Raw genomic sequence first — 19,279 nt, 5'->3', positions numbered from 1 at the left:
ACCAGCGCGGTCGAGGTCAGCATCCACGCGGTGTCGCCGGAGTTGATCTTCGATGAATCGACCGAGAACGGTGCGGTTGGGGCGGCCGGTGCCGATGCGGCGGCATCCGCCGCGGCCGGTGCCGCGGGAGTCGCGGACGCTTGCGCGACCGGCACGGAGGCGGCCGCCGGCGCCGAGGCGTCGTCCGCGAATGCGGTGCCGACACCGCCCGCGAGCAATGAGCCGGCCATCAACAAAGTCATCAACAGTTTGCGCATCTCTCTTTCCTCTTGTCGCTATTTCTTTATAAGGCGTCCGCGCCGGTCTCGCCGGTGCGGATCCGGATCACCTGTTCTATCGGCATGACGAAGATCTTGCCGTCACCGATCTTGCCGGTACGCGCCGAACGCTCGAGCGCTTCGATAGCCTGATCGACGATGTCATCCGGGACGGCGACCTCGATCTTCACTTTCGGCAGGAAATCGACGACGTACTCGGCGCCCCGATACAGTTCGGTGTGCCCTTTCTGACGCCCGAAGCCTTTGACCTCCGTCACCGTGATTCCAGAGACACCAAGCGATGACAAGGCTTCCCGAGCCTCATCAAGCTTGAATGGCTTGATGACCGCACTTATTAGTTTCAATTTGCCTCTCCGTTGATCGCCCAACCCGATGCTGGCCGCCAATGACCTTGGCTCAGCGCGCGGAGACGTTCAAAGCAACTGCCGTGCCAATTCGCACAACAGGTATTGGAGCGGGGAGTTGCGGGAGAAGCCGCGCTTCGGTTGCTTCGGCGGTTAGATGGATGTCGTGGGGAACGCAACGGGATTGGGCGGCAAAACTGTCGGAAGGCTTCTTCGCGGAATGCGGCGTGCAGATGCATGTACCCAGGCACCATGTGCGAGCGCGCTCTGCTGGCGTCCGTCCAATAGCGGGCATGTGTGCACGGTTCTGCCGCGAGCTATTACATATTCATTAAAAGAACCTTCCAGGTTGCCACTCGCGCGTTCGAGAAGGCCGAGCGCAACTCTGCCGTGGTACCGTTCAAAGACATCACGACTCGAACAGGAACACGTCAGGATGATTTCGCATGTTTTCGTTGGAGTGAATGACTTTGACCGTGCGTTTAATTTCTATTCGGTCGTCATGAACGAGTTGGGATACAAACTGAAGTTTTGCGAGCCAGATAAACCATGGGCAGGTTGGATGGCTGAGGGTATGCCGCGTCCGCTCTTCCTGATCGGCAGACCCTATGATGGCAACTCGGCAGAACACGGAAACGGTCAGATGGTGGCCTTGCTTGCGCCCGATCGTCGTTCGGTCGACAACGCGTACGCCCGCGCGCTGGCGAACTCAGGTTCTTGTGAAGGCCCTCCGGGCTTGCGAGCACACTACCATCCGAACTATTACGGGGCGTATTTCCGTGACCCGGAGGGAAACAAGATTTGCGTCTGTTGTCACGATCCCGTGACTCAGTAGTTTATTGCGCGCTCCGCCAAATGGCCGCTTTCAGGAAAAACGACGGCGACTCACAAAACCTCGAACACGCTATACACCGGTCCAGTTTCGAAGCGGTGCCCCGCGCCCACGGCAATGATGCGATTGAGCCATTCATATCGACCGGCCGGCGCTTCGAAAATCGGGGCGATGCGAAAGTAATAGCTGGATGGATCGATCACCTGTCCTCGTTCGAGCCGCTGTATCAGTTCGGCGGGACCGTGGCGAACCCCGCGGTAGGACATCGCAATCGTCACGTCATCATCCGTCTTGAGCAGCAGACGCACATCGAGCGTCGTGCTGCCGTCGTCGCGCACGGCTTGCCAGTCACTGCCGCCATCGAGGATGATCCCGGACAATCGATCACCCGCGAATGTCCCCGAAGGAACAATGCCGACCCGGCGAAACGGTCCCGGTGTTTGGCCGACCACCACGATCGGCTTGACGTCGAGCCTCATGACGAACAACGGTTGAGTCGCAATGCTTTTCAGCGGGAGAGGAAGGGTCCCGAAGACCTGATCGGACATGGGGCACCTCGTGGGTCACGATGTGACAGGTTTGAATAGTGTGGAACTCGTTTGCCCGGTTGACGGCGCATTTCACGACGCCGTTTTCCCGCCGTTTATTTTCAGAATCTCACCGGTGATGAAGCTCGCCTTCGCCGATGCGAGGAAGACGATCGCGTCCGCGATTTCTTCCGGCGTTCCCGCACGTTTGAGCGGCACGCTCGCGAGAAACGCGGTTTTGCGTTCCTCGTTGCCGGTCAGCCTTGCCAGCATGGCGGTCTCGACCGGCCCCGGAGCGATGGCATTGACGCACACGCCGGAGGCGGCGCCTTCGATCGCTGCGGATTTGGTCAGTCCTTCGACTGCATGCTTGCTTGCGGTACCTCTATATAACTTACAATTCGCCAACATTAAACGACCTCGAAACCCGAGCAATGCGGTTGAAGCTCCTCCAGAGGGGAGATGCAAGATGCGCGGGCGTGGAAAGGCCAAGCCGCAGTATTGAGGTGGATACGTCTTACGATACGGCACCTACGGAAACTGTCTGCCGAACTACGGAGAGTCGTGTGCTGATCGTAGATGATGCCGTGTGCGATGACGTTGGGCGCACGAACTGGCAATCGGTGATCTGAGCGCCAAAGCGACGCAGGAAGCCCTCGCGCGTTCGCAGCTCGTTACTTCGTACCCGGGGTACCTCTCATGAGCGCCCGGTTTGCCATCGGTTTGGTCGTGGGGTTCGTCGTCGCCGTATTCGCCGTCCTGTTCGTACGCGACTCCACATATCGGGCGCCGCGATGAGTCGCAAGCTGCGCCAAAAGCCGCGCTCGCGCGAGGAGTTGCTACCGCTGCCTGCATTCGTTGTGAAGCGGCTCTCGCTCTCGCATCACAACGCTCTCGCCCTATTCCGCAGCGGTCACGGCACGCTTGAGCATCTCGCAGCGCTCGCGCGCGCCGTCTATGTGTCCCGGCTGATGCTGTGCGCGGAGAATCGAGGCGCGATTGACGCAAGGCCATTCCGCGCCGCCGAGACGGTCCTCAGTGCGTGCCTTCTGCGCGAGCAGAGTAACGGGAGCTGGCAGCTCTTTCCGTACGAGGTCGCGCAGATCGCGCCGCTACTCGTACGGCACGACGGCCAGCTCGAAACTTATCGTGGCGAACGTTATCACGACGCCTGGTACCAGCTCGCGGCGGCAGCGGAGGCGAGCATATCGCCGCTCGCCGGCAGCAACCCGTCGCCGGCAGACTCGGAGTTCTTTGCGCTGCTCGTCTCGCGCCTGACAGGGATGCCGGGCTAATTCCTGCGTGAAATCCGGTCAACGAATAAACGGGGGCGGCCGCATGAACGACATAACCGCGATCTTCGTCGTCGCTTCGGCGGTCGTAGCCTTGCTGCTGGTGTCGTGCATTACTGGTCTGGTGATTTTTGCGCGAAGTAATGATGCACCGCCCGATCCCGATTTAAATCAGATACTGAGAAGACTTGACGACAGGGAGGTTGGGAAATAAAAGAATAACCATCAAATATTGTCAGATTGACATTAATTCAGACGTACCTAATGGTGACTTTGCGATCCCTCTGATAGCCTCATCCATCACACGCTCAAAGCGAATCGGGAAGCGGCGCGCATCTGCCTTCATGGCCTTGCGTCGTAAATCGTTTGGAAAACGCTCCGCAACCTGCGGGGCTTCATTCGGCACTACGGATACAAGCAATGAATAACCGTTGTTACCGGCTTGTTTTTAGCAAGCGCCGGGGGATGCTCGTCGCGGTCGCAGAAACAGCAATCGGGCATAGTACAAGTCACGGAGAAACCGGGCCGTCGCCTGCGCACCGACCGATTACGCTTTTCGCCATGCGTCACGCGGCTTTTGCCGCGCTAATACTCCTCGGGGCGGTTCCCGCGCTCTCGAACGCGCAGATCGTACCGTCGGGCTCGCACGCGCCGAACGTCATTAATACGGCAAACGGTCTGCCTCAAGTGAACGTGACGAAGCCGTCCGGTGCGGGTGTTTCACTTAACACTTATTCACAATTCGATGTGTCGTCTGGCGGCGCGATTCTCAACAATTCGCCAGTTAATACGAACACCCAACTCGCGGGACAGATATCCGGTAATCCGAATTTTGGACCAGGCAATGCCGCAAAGATTATCGTTAATCAGGTCAACAGCAACAACGCGTCCCAGTTGCGCGGTTATCTCGAAGTCGCCGGGCAGAAAACCGCTGCGGTCGTGGTCGCAAATTCGAGTGGACTTATTATCAACGGTGGCGGCTTCATTAATACCACGAAAGGTATTCTCACTACCGGGAATCCGCTGATCGACGGCAGCGGCAATCTTACCGGTTTTAACGTAACCGGCGGCACGATTACTGTCCAGGGCGCGGGTCTGAACGCCTCGAATATCGATGAGGTGGACCTGCTGGCGAGAGCCGTACAGGCTAATGCGGCCATCTATGCGAATACGCTCAACGTTACGACTGGGTCGAACAATATCGACTACGCGAGCCTGACGCCGACGCCCATCGCAGGCAGCGGCCCTGCCCCCACCGTCTCTATCGACGTCGCGCAGCTCGGCGGAATGTATGCAGGTCGCATCACTCTGGTTGGCACGGAGAATGGCGTCGGGGTCGCGAATGCCGGCACCATCGAAGCACAGGCCGGTAATCTGACGCTCACCACCGCTGGCCAGCTCGTGCAAACGGGGACGATGAATGCCAGCGGCGATGCCGTCATCAATGCAGCAGGCGGAACCAATACCGGCACCGTCTACGCGCAGGGCAATACCTTCGTTGACACAGCCGGAGCGCTGACGAATAGCGGCACCGTTGCCGCACAGCGCAGCACGTTTGTCACGGCAGGCAGCCTCGATTCAACCGGGACGCTGGGCGCGGGCGTGAACCGCGATGGCTCGGTGGGCAACAGCGGCGACCTCTCGATACTGACCTCGGGTCAGCTGAACGCGACCGGCCAGAACGTGGCGGGCGGCAATGCGTCGCTCTCGGGTAGCCGCGTGAATCTCGCGGGCAGCGAAACGGCAACCAACGGCAACCTGTCGCTGACGGCGAACGCGGGCGACCTGAACCTGGCTGGCGCCACCACGAACGCGGGCGCTGCGGTGAACGCGCAGGCCACAGGCGCACTGGTCAACGACCATGGGGCACTGACGGGTGGAACGGGCGTCGCGCTCAACGCAGGTAGCCTGTCGAACCTGGCGGGCGACATCTCTTCGCAGGGGTCGCTCAACGCGCGGGCGTCCGGACAGATCGCGAACCAGGGCGGCTCGATGGTCTCGCAGGGTGCCATGCAGGTCAACGGCGGCGCCATTGCGAACAATCAGGGGACCATGCAAAGCGCAGCCGGTTTGTCGGTGTCGGGCACATCGCTCGACAATACCGCAGGCCGCATTACGTCACTGAACGGCGACGGCCTGTCGGTCACGACGACGGGCCAGCTTATGAACGCGGCGGGCACGACCGCGACCGGCGCACAGGGCGGCGTCATCGGCGGCAATGGTGCGGTGACGCTGCAGGGCGGCACCATTGCCAATCACGGCACGGTATCGGCGCAGACAAACCTCCTGGTCACAGGGCAATCGGTCGACAACAGCGTTGGCTCGCTCGGAGCATCGGGCAATACGACGGTTAATGCTGGTTCGCATCTGACCAACAGCGGCGGGTCGATCGCGGCAGGCCAGACGGTGACGGAGAGCGCGACAACGCTCGACAACAGCTCGGGAACGACGCAGGCCGCGCAGGTATCGCTGAACGCGACCCACCTCGTCAATCACGCGGGAACGATTACGCAGACGGGTAGCGGCCCGATGATCGTCGCGGTCTCGGGCATGCTCGACAATTCGGCGGGCGGTACGCTCCAGACGAACAGCACGGACCTGACGCTGGCCCCTGCCACGCTCGACAACGACGGTGGCACGATTACCCACGCAGGCACCGGCACGCTGACGATTGCGCCGGGTAACGGTGCGGGGTCGATCTCGAACGCGGGCGGTAGCATCCAGAGCAATGGGCAGGTCGTCGCCCAGGCCGGTGCACTCGACAATGCCGCAGGTCTGGTTCTCGGCCAGACCGGGCTGACGGCAACGATTGCCAACGCTCTCGACAACACGAATGGCAAGCTGCTCTCGAATGCAGACCTGAGCCTCGCGAGCGGTACGCTGACGAACAATGGTGGTCAGATTGGGGCGGCCTCGAACGGGACCATCCATAGCGGGTCGCTGACCAATAGCGGCGGCTCGATCGTCGCGCCGGATCTGGCGCTCGCAATCGGCTCCACGCTTGATAATAGCGGCGGCGATATCGAGGCGAACCAGCTCGCGCTCGGCGCGACGGATCTTCTCAATCACGGCGGGACGATCGCGCAGTATGGCGCGTCGCCGATGAGTCTCAACGTCAGCAATACGCTCGATAACTCGGCGGGCGGGACGATCCAGACGAACAGTACGGACCTCACGCTCGCCCCGGCTAACCTCGATAACGACGGCGGTACGATCCTCGACGCCGGAACGGGGACACTGACGATCACGCCGGGCAACGGTTCGGGCTCTCTCTCAAACGCAGGCGGGAAAATCATCACTGCCGGCCAGATCGCCGCTCAGGCCGGAAGCTTCAACAACGCGGGCGGCGTATTCGCGGCACAGGGCAATATCGCGGCGAACGTCGCGGGCAATATCGACAATACGCGGGGAGCGGTACGCTCGCTCGGGTCGCTTTCGCTCGCGGGCGGCGGCGCGCTGGCGAATACGAACGGACAGATCCAGTCCGGTACGGGCGCTGCGGGCGATGCGAGCACGCTCGGCGTTCAGGCCGCTTCCATCGACAACACGAACGGCCTCGTCAGCAACCTGGGGACAGGCAATACAACCGTCCAGGGCGGTAGCCAGACCACCAACAGCGGCGGCGTCATTACGGGGAACGGCAATGTCGCCGTCGATACGTCGACGCTCTCCAATACGCAGGGCGGCCAGGTCAGCGGCGGAAGCGTCGACCTCCAGGCGAATACCGTCGACAACAGCGGCGGCGTGATTGGCAGTTTCGCGGGTCCGACCGGTGACGTTGCGATCACGACGACCGGCGCGATCACGAACACGAACGGGCAGATCGGCGCGACCCATAACCTGACCGTCGACGCGGCGACGTTGACGGGCGGCGGGGCCTATAGCGCAGCGAACGACGTCGCGATCAACATTCAGGGCGACTTTGCACCGACCTCCGGTTTCGCGTTCAACGCCGGTCACGACCTTTCCTTCACCGTGCCCGGCACGTTCAACAATGCCTCGCTGCTGGAGGCGAACGATAACCTCGATGTCAATGCGGGCGATATCGTCAACAGCGGCATCATGATGGCGGGCGGCACCCTCACCACGCACTCGGCTACGCTGGAGAACAGCAACGCCATCGTGGGCGGCAGCGTGTCGCTGAACGCACGCAGCAGCATTTCGAACGTGGGACCAGCAGCGCTGATTGGCGCCACCGACAGCAACGGCTCGCTCGAGCTGCTCGCGCCCGACATCGAGAACCGCGACGACACCACCGCGACCGACACGATGGCGACCACCGCGATCTTTGGCCTGGGCAAGGTCGTGCTCGCGGGTGGCAAGGATGCGAACGGCAACTATACCAACGCGAACCTGATCAACAACGTCTCGGCACTCATCCAGTCCTCGGGCGACATGGGGCTGTACGCGAACCAGGTCACCAACACGCGCCGCGTGATGACGACCGATGGAGCCTACGTGGAGCCGCTGGATGCGAGTTCACCGTACCTCCAGCAGCTCGGCATCAGCCTGTCTGGCTGCGCAGCCGCTAACATGGCGGCATGCGGCCCGGGCAATCCGAAGGTCATGGGCCTCCAGTTCGATCCGAATGCTTCCAACTACGATCCCGCCGCCATCGCTGCGGTGCAGGCCCAGCCAGGCGGCATGCCGATCAATCCGCCGCACGGCGGCCAGTGGAACAGCACCTACCAGTACACGACCTATACGGGCGTGGCGCTTGCCAACCTGATTACGGCGATCAGCCCGCAGGCTCAGATCATTGCGGGCGGCAATCTGGACGCGTCGAAGGTGGGCACCTTCCAGAACTACTGGAGCGCGGTCGCGGCGGTCAGCAACATCGCCGCGCCCGTGTCGCTCGACCAGACTAGCTGGCGCGGGCAGCTTGCACCCGGCGTACAGGTGACCTATTCCGGCCAGTATCACTACGACAACTACGACAACACCGAATACAACTGGCAGCTGCCGTTCGGCAATGCCACCTTCGTGACCTCCAATCCGGGCGGCTACCAGGTGGCCCCGGCTGACATCCACACTTATGCGTTGCCAAGCTACGAGTCGAGCTTCGTCGCGGGCGGCACGCTTTCCGGTACCGGCGTCAATATCAACAATCCGGCGGGTAATGCGGGCGTTCCTTCGCTCGGTCTCGTCCCGGGTCAGTCGCTCGGCGGGGTGACCGTCGGCGGGGTTAGCGGCAGCGCGGGCGGGTCGAAAAGCGCAGCGGCTTCGGTCAAGAGTGGCTCGGGCCTCGTTAATCCGATCATCGCGAGCGCGACGGCGGTTAATGTCCTGAGCAACCTGACAATTCCCCAGGGTGGCCTGTTCCACCGGGATACCGCGCCGAACGCGCCGTACCTGATCGAGACGAACCCGGCCTTCACGAACGCGAAGACGTTCATCTCCAGCAACTACTACCTGCAGCAGCTTGGGCTGAATCCGCAGAGCGTCGAGAAACGCCTCGGCGACGGCCTGTACGAGCAGCAGCTCGTACAGAATGAGATTACCTCGCTGACGGGCAAGGCTGTACTCGGTCCCTATACCGACGTCCAGTCGATGTATGAAGCGTTGATGGCGGCGGGCGCGTCGCTCGCCGGGTCGCTTAACCTGCCGCTTGGCATGGCGCTCTCGCCCGACCAGGTCGCGGCTCTCACGACCAATGTCGTCATCATGCAGACCGAAGTCGTCGACGGGCAATCCGTTCTCGTGCCGGTCGTCTATCTCGCGAAGGCAAGCCAGCAGAACATGAACGGCCCGCTGATCGCGGCGACCGACATCGATCTGCGGAACGCGCAGACCTTCAATAACAGCGGGACGGTGCAGGCGAGCAATACGCTGTCGATCCAGGGTCAGCAGATCAACAACGCGTTCGGTACGTTGCAAAGCGGCGGCCTCATGTCGCTCGCAACGACGGGCAATGTCGACCTGACCTCGGCCATCGTGAACGCCGGGAGCCTCGCGCTGAACGCGGGTGGCGACCTGATCCTCAATACCGCCGCGAATACCGTCAACCAGGTCAGCGCGACGGGTGCGACACGGACCACGACCACGCTCGGCCCCATCGCAAACCTCAATGTAAAGGGCGACGCCGCAATCGTGACGGGCGGCAACGTCGAGCAGAACGGGGCCAATCTCAATGTTGGCGGCAACCTCGGCATGGCCGTTGGCGGCAACTACGACATCGGCACGGTGCAGACCGGCGAGCATAAGGTGGTCGCGGGCGCGAACGGTGTGTCGAATACCGACATCAACCAGACGACCGGCAGTTCCATCAACGTGGGCGGCGTCTCGCAGATCGGCGTGGGCGGCAACCTGACCGCGACGGGCGCGAATATCAATCTCGGCGGCGGCGGGACGGTTGCGGCGAACGGCGACGTCACGCTCCAGGCGGCGAAGGCGAGTTCGACCGTCGACAGCAACAGCTCGGGCGGCGACAGTCACGGCAGCTATTCAGCGTCGCAGCATACATCGGCCGATACCCTGACGGGGACGACGCTCAATGCCGGCAATTCGCTGACTGTCGCATCGGGCCACGATATCAACCTCACCGGCAGCACGATCAACCTCGACAAGGGGACCGCGACGCTAGCGGCAGCGAACAACGTCAACATCGGCGCGGCCACCGCAACCTATGTCGACAATTCGCAGGAGCAGCACAGCCACAGCAATGTAGTCAGCGGCAAGGAGGTATCGAGTTCGAGCAGTACGACCACGACCCTGAACCAGGGGAGCATGATTTCGGCCGACGGCGTGTCGATCTCAAGCGGCAAGGATATCAACGTCGCGGGCAGCACTATCGTCGGGACGAACGATGTATCGCTGAGCGCCGTGCATGATGTGAACATCACCACGACGCAGGATACGAGTCAGAGCAGTTCGTCCTACGAGGAAAAGAGGTCGGGCTTCGGGGCGATGAGCGGTGGTGGATTTAGCCTCAACTACGGCACCAGCGACACGAAGCAGACGACGAACGACAGCAGCGTGACGAATAACGGCAGCCTCATAGGCAGCACGAACGGCAGTCTCTCGATCCAGGCAGGCAACACGCTGCACGTGACGGGCAGCGACCTTGTGGCAGCCCAGAACGTCACCGGTACGGCAGCTAACGTAATCATCGACGCGGCCACCGACACCTCGCACCACGACGAGACCCAGGAAACAAAACAGAGCGGATTCACGCTGGGCCTTTCGGGCAGCGTGGGCGATGCGATCAACGGCGCGGTATCGCAGGGCCAGGCACTCGCGAGCGGTAACAGCAACGGTCGCGCCGAGGCGTTGCATGCGATTGCGGCCGGTGGCGATGCCGCGATGGCGGGCATTGGAGCGGCGGGCCTCGCGGGCGGGGCGACAGGGCCGAATGCGCCGAGCATCGGCGTGCAGTTGAGCTTCGGTTCCAGTCAGAGCAAGAATACGTTCACCGAGGATCAGACGACGCAGAAGGGTTCGAACGTTCAGGCGGGCGGCACCGCGGCTTTCGTGGCAACCGGCGACGGCACGCCCGGCAGCGGCAACCTGACCATCGCGGGTTCGAACGTGAGCGCGAACGATGTCGTGCTTGCCGCGAAGAATCAGGTCAACATCGTCAACACCACGAACACGGACACGACGGCCAGCACGAACAAATCGAGTAGCGCGAGCGTCGGTGTGTCCTATGGCACGCAGGGTTTCGGTGTTTCGGCGTCGATGTCCAATGCGCATGGCGACGCGAACAGCAACGCGGCGATCCAGAACGCTTCGCACGTAACCGGTGCGAACAGCGTGACCATCGTGTCGGGCGGCGATACCAATATCATCGGCTCGCAAGTCAACGGTAACCAGGTAACGGCGAACGTTGGCGGCAACCTGAATATCGAGAGCGTTCAGGATACGACCGTCAGCACAGCGCATCAGAGCAGCGCTGGGGGCGGTTTCAGCATCAGCCAGGGCGGCGGCAGCGCGAGCTTCAGCGCGCAGAACGGCCACGCGGATAGCAACTATGCCCAGGTCAACGAGCAGGCCGGTATTCAGGCCGGCAACGGCGGCTTCGATGTCAACGTCAAGGGCAATACGAACCTGACCGGCGCGGTGATTTCGAGTACGGCCGATCCGTCGCAGAACAACCTGACGACCGGCACGCTGACCTACAGCGATATCCAGAACCAGTCGCATTACGACGCGACGAGCAACGGCATCAGCGCGGGCGTAGGCGTGGGTAACACCGGTAAGGCTCTCGGACCCAGCTCAGTAAGCGGTACAGGCGGCCTATCGCCGATGATTTCGCAGAATGACAGTGGTGACCAGAGCGCGACGACACGCAGCGCAGTGAGCGCGGGCACGATCAACATCACAAACCAGGCTGCGCAGACGCAGGACGTATCAACCCTGAGCCGTGACACGACCAACACGAACGGTACGGTATCGGCAACGCCGGACGTGAACAATATCCTCAACCAGCAGGCCGATACGATGCAGGCCGCGCAGGCGGCGGGCCAAGTGGTCGCGCAGGGAATCGGCATGTATGCGGATGCCCAGGAGAAAGCCGCTGACAAAGCTGGCGATACTGCGGCGGCCGCAGCATGGACCGAAGGTGGCGATAGTCGCGCCCTATTGCAAGCGGCTGGCGGTGCGCTAATTGGTGGACTTGGCGGCGGCAGTGTCTTCACAGTGGCGGGCGGCGCTGCGGGCGCAGGTCTTGCCTCGAAAATGGCGGACCAGTTGGACAGCATTTCGAAGGGTGTAACTTCGGAAACAGGCTCGGACCTACTTGGTAACTTGGCCGCGAACGTGGCGGCGGGTGTGGGCGGTGCGCTCGTTGGTGGCACAGCGGGCGCGGCAACGGGTTCGTCGGTAGAGCTGTACAACCAGATGCTAGATCCGAAAAAGAACGCCCTCTCGAAGGTGTGTAATGGTCTGTCGGCCTGCGATCCTTCGCTGGCCATGGCTGCGGTCAATGCGGATGGGGCGAACGCCACCATCGCATCGAACAACATGCAGACGGGTGCCATGTACGGGGTGCCTGCTGCCGCTGTAGTGGCGCTCGGACCGGAGGCCGTGATCGCTGCAGGGCTTGCTGGTGGATACGACTATGCAGGAAGCTACGTTAATTACAAGACAGGGGCGAGCCCGGATGCGCCGAACTTTACAAACTCGTACATTGCCGGGATAGTTGGTGGTCTGAGTGCCCCATTTGCGATTGGAGACAAAGCAATCGCCACAATGGGAACGGCCGGAAAGATCGTCGCTAATGGCTACAACGCGGCTGTAAACGGCGTCGCGGCATTCGGCAGCGCGGGCATGACCGGCAATAATCCTGATCTGTCCGCAGGGGTAGCCACCGCGACGACGGGTGCTGGGTCATGGGCAAAAGCAGTGCTACCGTCGCCAATTGGAAATGCTGTCAATCAGATTATGCAGGGTGCTGCTGGACCAATTCAGCAAGCTATTCAGAATTCTCAATCACACAAATGATTATGGAAGCTCAGCCGAGACGCAGGTTCATTACCCGTTACATAAAGGCATACATTTCCGTCTTTGCCGTCGTTGCTGTTGTTGTTGCAATATCAGAGCTACGGGGTGCCGGTTGGCGCCCTGCGTTAGCCGGAATACCGATGTATGCCTCGCTTTTTGTGTTGGTTACCTATGCGATGCTACGGGAACTTCGTCAGATCAGGAAAATTAACAAGATGGATGAGGGCGAAAATTAATGCTCGAAGCCTTTAGGCGTGCGATTTCGGGAGCTTCTAGGAGAAGCCCTCTTTTTTTCCACATAGCTGTTGTTCTCGTTACGGTATCTCTGTTTCGGGGCAACAACTGGAAGGCTATCGCCGGCAAGGTTGCGTTCGTGGCTATTGGGTTCCTCTTTGTCTTTTTTTTCGAGTTGTACAAGGGGTGTAGAACTGCGGCAGGACAGCCGCAGTTAAATGGTGGACAGCTATGGAGAAGATTCGCTATCGTCGCTGTAGTGTTGTCAATCACCTATATCGGGTTGGCCGTGTACCTCGCAGTCTTTTCGGGTAACCCCGATGGTTTAGCTTTGTTGTTCCCTTTTTATCTTCTCTTGCTGTTTTCGTGCGCCTTACCGTTGTTTTGGGAGCTCAGGGATTTGCGCGCAATCGAAGACGAAGGCAATTCAATTTAACAGGCTTACCAGAAAACATAGGAGTGACTTGTCAGTCGCTCCCTCCTACGACTACACGTTCACCCATGAAAATCAGAAAGAGGCTGGCGGCTCTGCCGCTCACAGCCCTGGTATCACTCGCGTCAAATGCTCAGCAAGCGCCTACGCCAGCGGACACCGCGGCAGCGGCCCGCACGAACGCCGAACAGAACCAGCAGATCCAGCAGCAGCGTGACGCCCAGCAGCGCGCGGCAACCGTAGCGGCCCCCGTGGTGCTCTCGACCGTGCCTGTTGCGGGAGAGTACCCCGTACTACCCGTCGAGACGCCGTGCTTCCGTATCAACTCGTTCACGGTCGAGGTGCCGGATACGTTGCCCGAGGCCGACCGCGTAAAGGGCGCGTCTGCCCTGCCGATGGACCCGTTCGCGTTCCTGAATGACTGGCTGCGTCATTACGAGGGGCAATGCGTCGGCAAACAGGGCCTCGACCTGCTGACCAAGGGCCTGCAAGGCGTCATCCTGAGTCGTGGCTACATTACGACGCGCGTTCTCCTGCCAGCGCAGGACCTGTCGAAAGGGACGCTCAAGTTCGCCCTCATACCGGGTGTCATCCGCAATCTGAAGTTTGCGGACGCCGATATGCGCGGCACCCTCAGAACCGCATTTCCTGCACGAGACGGGGACGTGCTCCAGCTGCGCGACCTTGAGCAGGGTCTCGAACAGATGAAGCGCGTACCGAACCAGGACGCGACAATGCAGATTGTGCCCGGTACGTCGCCCGGCGAGAGCGATGTCGTCGTGACAGTCAAGCGTACAAAACCGTGGTCGCTTGTCGTCTCGGCAGACAACTCAGGGAATGACGAGACGGGGCGCTATATCGGCAACGTTTCGCTTGGCCTGTATAACCTCCTGGGCCTGAATGACGTTCTCTCGGCGGGGTTCAATCAGGATCTGCAGTTCGGCAATCACGACCTCGGTACACACGGCTGGAACGCCTCATATGCGGTGCCATGGGGTTACTGGACTGGCACGCTGTACGGCTATACAAACACCTATTACCAGCAGGTCGCACAGGCCAGCCAGATTTTCGTAGCGAGCGGCAACGCGCAGACTGCGGGCCTCAAGCTTGAGCGGGTTATCCACCGCAGCCAGAACGATGTGTCGGGCGTGGAGTTCCAGCTCATCAAGCGCTTCGGTGCGAGCTTTATCGAGGACACCGAGATTGCGCTGCAGCACCGCGACAACACATTCATTGAGGCGGGGCTGACCAACCGCCACTACTTCGGCACGGCGCAGTTCGACGGTACGCTCGCCTACCGGCAGGGCGTCGGCTGGCTCGGGGCCATGCCGGCGTCAACCAGCGGTCCGACGTACTACTTCCACATGGCGACGCTCGACGCGAACCTCTCGGTGCCGTTCGCGGTGGCCGGTCAGCCGCTGCGCTATGTCGGCACCGTGCACGGGCAATTCACCAATAACACACTCAACTACATCGACGACCTGACCATCGGCAGCCGCTATACCGTGCGAGGCTTCAGCGGCGAAACGATGCTCGCGGCAGAGAAAGGCTTCTACTGGCGCAACGAGCTTCAGTACGCGCTTGGGGCTTCGGGACAGGCGCTCTATGTGGGCCTCGACTACGGCCACCTGTGGGGGCCGTCCGCAGCCCTTCTCACGGGCACGCAGCTCGCGGGCGCGGTCATCGGCTTCAAGGGCTCCCTGCCGTCGCGCTTTGGTGCGTACAGCTACGACGTGTTCGCGGGGACGCCGATCTATGCGCCGTCCGGATTTCCCGCACCGAGCGTGACGCTAGGTTTCCAGTTCACGGGGCAGTTCTGACCATTTCACCAGTTCACATCAACCATCGCCCGATAACCGGGAATCTCTGGAGTGTCTGATCATGCAAATCCGATTTCGTCGCTCATACCTTTTCGCTGCCGCCCTGATCGTTGCGGCGCTGTCCGCATGCCATGGCGGTGGCGATGGGAATTCCGCAGACGCAGGATCTTCTGCGCAGTCCGCGTCCGCACCGGCCGCGTCCTCCTCGCCCGCTGCCCAGCCGCCGTCCAGCCAGGCAGCATGCAGACCGGATGGCGCCTTCACCTATTCCGGCTCGGCTTCCCAGGTGGCGGCGAACAACGGCACGCTTGCGGTGGTGGTAGTGCCGAGCCTGCCGGCAGACTTCCAGAAGAACCGCAATTTCACGGCCCCTGCCGCGCCCGCGTCGAGCCAGGTACAACAGGCAGGCGGCGGCTTCACGACGCTGGCGTCGACGGCTGCGGCAACCAACTGCCTTGGGCTTAACCACGGGATGGTGACCGAAATCCAGGGCAGTGGCACCGATGTCGCGATTGGCCGATGGATCCAGGCCGAGGACACCGATGGAAATACCTATAACCCCCAGCAGGGTCTGCACTACGCGGTCGGCACGCCGCTGTCGTTGCCTAGGACAGGTGGCGCGCTTGTTTGTACTCAGTTGCTTGCGGATACGGTTGCCGACAATATCAGCGGTCCTACAGGCACGCTCGCAGCAACATCGGCGACGCTCGATCCGGTTGCGGGCACGCTGAACAATCTGATCATGTCAGTCAATTCGAACGGTGGTACCACCTATACCCTGTCAAGCCCGCAAGTGACGTTGAATGGCGTTTCGACCAGCGGCCAGCTCTCGACGCAGACGGTTGTCGTGGGGCACGACGCGAGTCAGCCGCTGGTTGCGCTGGGCTACTCGAACGGGACGATTGGCGGCGTCGTGGTGCTTTCGTGCCACTGATGATGTCTCTGGCGCGTGGTGCCCGATACCCGGGCACGTCCGGTTGGCGGGCGTCACGCGCCACGCTCCGGGTTCCAGACAACGGGGCAGTCCTGACCATGAAAACGAAGAAACGCCGTCCGCTCACCCGCGACATGCTATTGCCGCTTCCGGCACCGAAAGCGCGAGCGCTCTCGCTCCAATATCATCTTGCCCTGTCGGTTCTGGCCACGGACCAGGGCGGCCGCAGTCAGGCTGTCATAGTCATGCGGGCGATCTACCATGCCCGCTTGCTTGCCGTATACAGCGAGACGTTGGGCGCGCCGCGAGATCCCATCGTCGACGAGATGTTGACGGTGCTGCCGCTGCCCTGCGCCACCATCACGCGCATCTCGTGTTTCATGCTGAGCATGGTGCCCAGCACATTGGTATCGAAGACGGCCGCATAACGCTCGGGCGTCAGTTCCGTGACGGGCGCGGGCTCGCGCCCTCGGTACCGGCCGAATTGACCGCTACGTCGAGCCTGCCGAACCGTTCGACGGTGCGCTCGATGAGGTTACGTACCGAATCTTCGAAGCGGACGTCGGCTTGGACGAACTCAGCCTCCGATCCAAGCGCGCGCAGTTCGGAGGCCAATTGCCGGCCTTCTTCGACGCGCCGCCCGGACACGACGATATGCGCCCGCTGCTCGGCAAAGGCCAGTGCGGCAGCGCGGCCGATACCGGTCAGCGCGCCGGTGATCAGAACAACAGGATGCTCGGACATGTTCCTCTCCAGTGGACCTCATCGGCAGGCTTCATACTAAGGCGCGCACCATTGAAGATAAACAAGCAGCGGTTCCGAACATTCAGGACATTGGCGTCCGAAATCGCGTGGCGCATTGGAAGCCGGTGTCAGATCCGCAAATTGCGGCTAATGTAGTCGATGAACACCCGGAGCTTGGGCGCAGCGTAACGGCTTGCGGGCCACAGGATCCAGAAGGTCACGGTCTGTTCGATATAGTCGTTGAGCACAATCCGCAACGCGCCGCTCGACAGCGCATCGCGCACGATGAAGGTCGGCAGGAACGCGAGACCCTTGTCCTGAAGCGCGAGGAAGGCCAGCACTTCGATGGTATTGGCCGAGAAGGTCTGAGGCAATTCCGGCTGAGGTTCGGATGCCCCGAGCCGGAATGGCCAGCGCTCGAGCTTGCCCGTGGCGGGAAATTTATGCAGCAGGCAGGCGTGAGCAGCGAGTTCGGACGGATGCGCGGGTGTGCCGTGCCGCTCGAGATAGCCGGTCGAGCCGACCAGTACCTGGCCGCACGAGCCCAGTCGACGTGAGACCAGCCGCGAGTCATGCTGCTCGCCCGTGCGAATGACGGCATCGAAGCCCTCTTCGATGATGTCCACCATGCGATCCGACAGATCGACGTCGAGTTCGATGTCCGGGTACTGCGCCATAAAGCCGTCCAGCGCCGGCATGATGAGCCCCGACAATTGCGGCGTGCTGATCCGCAGCCGGCCGCGCGGGCTCCCGGCGGCACCGGAGAGCTCAGCTTCGGCGGCCTCGATTTCCCCGAGAATGCGACGGCATCGCTCGAGAAACAGCGTGCCTTCCGCCGTCAGCGTAATGCTGCGCGTGCTGCGATGAAACAGCCGCCCGCCGAGCCGCTCCTCCATCCGCGCGATGCTCTTGCCAACGGCCGACGACGACAGACCGAGTTGGCGTCCCGTCTCGGTGAAGCTGCGTGTATCGGCGACCTGCACGAACAGAGAAATACCGCCAAAGCTATCCATCAGCATTGCTCCGCACGGTTGGTGGGCAGGCTCGCCGGAACCGCGGTGCAAGCACGATGTCGACGCGACACTTTCAATTTAGGACATTTCTGTCCGATATATTCGGAACCTTGGCCCATTTTTCTTCTTTGGATCGATTCCTAGACTCTCCTCAAGTCTTGACATCGCAGTCGATCGCCATCGACAGCCACTTGAACCGGAGAGAATCATGTCCAAACTTCATTCACCCATCCAGGTCGGTCCCTTCGAATTTTCGCATCGCGTCGTGCTGGCGCCGCTCACGCGCATGCGCGCCGAGGAAGGCGCGCGACCCGGCCCGCTGATGGCCGAGTACTACGCGCAGCGCACCTCGAAAGGCGGTTTGCTGATCAGCGAGGCCACGATCGCGACACCCAACGGCAACGGCTACCTCGGCGCGCCGGGGCTCTACGACGACACCCAGATCGAAGGCTGGAAGCAGGTGACCGATGCCGTGCATGCCAAAGGCGGCCGCATCTTCCTTCAGCTGTATCACGCGGGACGCCAGTCGCACAGTCAGTTGCAGCCCGATGGTGCGCAGCCGGTCGCCCCTTCCGCCGTACCGCACGGCGGCGTGGCCTATTCGGAAGCAGGCTGGATCCCCAACACTCCGAGCCGCGCGCTGACCCTGCCGGAAATCGCCGGTCTCGTCGAAAGCTTTCGCCGCGCCGCGCTGCGCGGCAAAGCGGCCGGCTTCGACGGCGTCGAACTGCACGCGGCCAACGGCTATCTGTTCGATCAGTTCCTGCAAGACGGCAGCAACAAGCGCTCGGACATCTACGGCGGCTCGTTCGAAAATCGCGCGCGTTTCCTGATCGAAGTGACCGAGGCCGTGATCTCGGTGTGGGGCAGCGACCGTGTTGCCGTACGGCTCGGCCCGAGCGGCAGTTGGGGCGACATGTCGGATAGCGACCCGCAAGGCCTTTTCACGTTCGTCGCCGAGAAACTCGATGCGATGAATCTCGCGTATCTGCATCTGATCGAACCGCGTGTGCTCGGCAACGTCGACGACGATTCGAAAGACCCGAACCCCGTCGCCGCGCAGCTGATTCGCCAGCACTATCACGGCGTGATCATCGCCGCGGGCGGGTTCAAGCGCGACACGGCCGAAGCCATCCTGCAAGCCGGCGATGCGGATCTCGTTGCGTTCGGCCGCGACTTCATCGCCAATCCGGATCTGCCCGAACGTTTGCTCAAGGGTTTGCCGCTCAATGCGTACGATCGCCCGACGTTCTTCGGTGGCACGGAAATCGGCTATACCGACTATCCGTTTTATCGCGGCGACGCGCTGGCAGCGTAATGGGGGTGATGTTCGCCGTCGGCACCGAAAGCATCGGGGTCGACGGTCGCGCCCGGTCGCGCTGAATCA

Annotated in this window: 12 protein-coding genes and 2 pseudogenes; 8 read left to right on the top strand and 6 right to left on the bottom strand. The window is 61.6% G+C overall.

What is annotated here, in order from left to right; genetic code table 11:
* Positions 1-257: pseudogene (locus EVC45_RS36495) on the bottom strand (ammonia channel protein); the annotation flags it as partial.
* Positions 258-283: 26 nt separating this feature from the next.
* Positions 284-622 carry a P-II family nitrogen regulator gene (locus EVC45_RS36490; protein WP_129962986.1) on the bottom strand — a complete coding sequence of 113 codons (339 nt, stop codon included), beginning with the start codon at positions 620-622 and terminating at the stop codon, positions 284-286.
* 436 nt (positions 623-1,058) lie between these two features.
* Between EVC45_RS36490 and EVC45_RS36485 the strand changes: the two genes are divergently transcribed.
* On the top strand, positions 1,059-1,457 hold the full coding sequence (locus EVC45_RS36485) for a VOC family protein (RefSeq protein ID WP_129962985.1): 399 nt from the start codon (positions 1,059-1,061) through the stop codon (positions 1,455-1,457).
* Positions 1,458-1,507: 50 nt separating this feature from the next.
* On the opposite strand, the gene EVC45_RS36480 is transcribed toward EVC45_RS36485, so the two are convergent.
* Both EVC45_RS36480 and EVC45_RS36475 read right to left on the bottom strand, forming a co-directional pair.
* Positions 1,508-2,002, bottom strand: coding sequence for a DUF3237 domain-containing protein (locus tag EVC45_RS36480; protein ID WP_129962984.1), 495 nt, complete (start codon positions 2,000-2,002; stop codon positions 1,508-1,510).
* Positions 2,003-2,074: 72 nt separating this feature from the next.
* Entirely contained in the window at positions 2,075-2,392 is a 318-nt protein-coding gene (locus tag EVC45_RS36475) for an SDR family oxidoreductase (RefSeq protein ID WP_211193533.1), read from the bottom strand.
* Between the two features lie 383 nt (positions 2,393-2,775).
* On the opposite strand from EVC45_RS36475, the gene EVC45_RS36470 reads away from it, so the two are divergent.
* From EVC45_RS36470 to EVC45_RS36450, 6 genes are all read left to right on the top strand, one after another.
* A complete protein-coding gene (locus tag EVC45_RS36470; RefSeq protein WP_129962983.1) occupies positions 2,776-3,276 on the top strand; it encodes a hypothetical protein in 501 nt (166 codons plus the stop codon).
* 43 nt (positions 3,277-3,319) lie between these two features.
* Entirely contained in the window at positions 3,320-3,487 is a 168-nt protein-coding gene (locus tag EVC45_RS45880; protein WP_168991602.1) for a hypothetical protein, read from the top strand.
* A gap of 206 nt (positions 3,488-3,693) precedes the next feature.
* On the top strand, positions 3,694-12,714 hold the full coding sequence (locus EVC45_RS36465; RefSeq protein WP_129962982.1) for a hemagglutinin repeat-containing protein: 9,021 nt from the start codon (positions 3,694-3,696) through the stop codon (positions 12,712-12,714).
* A 235-nt stretch (positions 12,715-12,949) separates the two neighbouring features.
* Positions 12,950-13,384: a hypothetical protein gene (locus tag EVC45_RS36460; protein ID WP_129962981.1), complete on the top strand. Its 435-nt coding sequence runs from the start codon at positions 12,950-12,952 to the stop codon at positions 13,382-13,384.
* Between the two features lie 65 nt (positions 13,385-13,449).
* On the top strand, positions 13,450-15,201 hold the full coding sequence (locus tag EVC45_RS36455; protein WP_129962980.1) for a ShlB/FhaC/HecB family hemolysin secretion/activation protein: 1,752 nt from the start codon (positions 13,450-13,452) through the stop codon (positions 15,199-15,201).
* A 61-nt stretch (positions 15,202-15,262) separates the two neighbouring features.
* Positions 15,263-16,135: a hypothetical protein gene (locus EVC45_RS36450; RefSeq protein WP_129962979.1), complete on the top strand. Its 873-nt coding sequence runs from the start codon at positions 15,263-15,265 to the stop codon at positions 16,133-16,135.
* Positions 16,136-16,397: 262 nt separating this feature from the next.
* Here EVC45_RS36450 and EVC45_RS36445 read toward each other — a convergent pair.
* Both EVC45_RS36445 and EVC45_RS36440 read right to left on the bottom strand, forming a co-directional pair.
* A pseudogene (locus EVC45_RS36445) lies at positions 16,398-16,879 on the bottom strand (SDR family NAD(P)-dependent oxidoreductase); the annotation flags it as partial.
* Between the two features lie 128 nt (positions 16,880-17,007).
* Positions 17,008-17,892 (bottom strand): LysR family transcriptional regulator, encoded by an 885-nt coding sequence (locus EVC45_RS36440; protein WP_129962978.1) that lies wholly within the window; start codon positions 17,890-17,892, stop codon positions 17,008-17,010.
* Between the two features lie 208 nt (positions 17,893-18,100).
* On the opposite strand from EVC45_RS36440, the gene EVC45_RS36435 reads away from it, so the two are divergent.
* Positions 18,101-19,210, top strand: coding sequence for an alkene reductase (locus tag EVC45_RS36435; RefSeq protein ID WP_129962977.1), 1,110 nt, complete (start codon positions 18,101-18,103; stop codon positions 19,208-19,210).
* The last annotated feature ends 69 nt before the right edge of the window (positions 19,211-19,279 follow it).

It is taken from the genome of Paraburkholderia sp. UYCP14C, assembly GCF_004197395.1.
Taxonomy (GTDB): domain Bacteria; phylum Pseudomonadota; class Gammaproteobacteria; order Burkholderiales; family Burkholderiaceae; genus Paraburkholderia.
The sequence above is the reverse complement of the archived record's forward strand: the minus strand, read 5'-3'. Positions and strand labels throughout refer to the sequence as shown.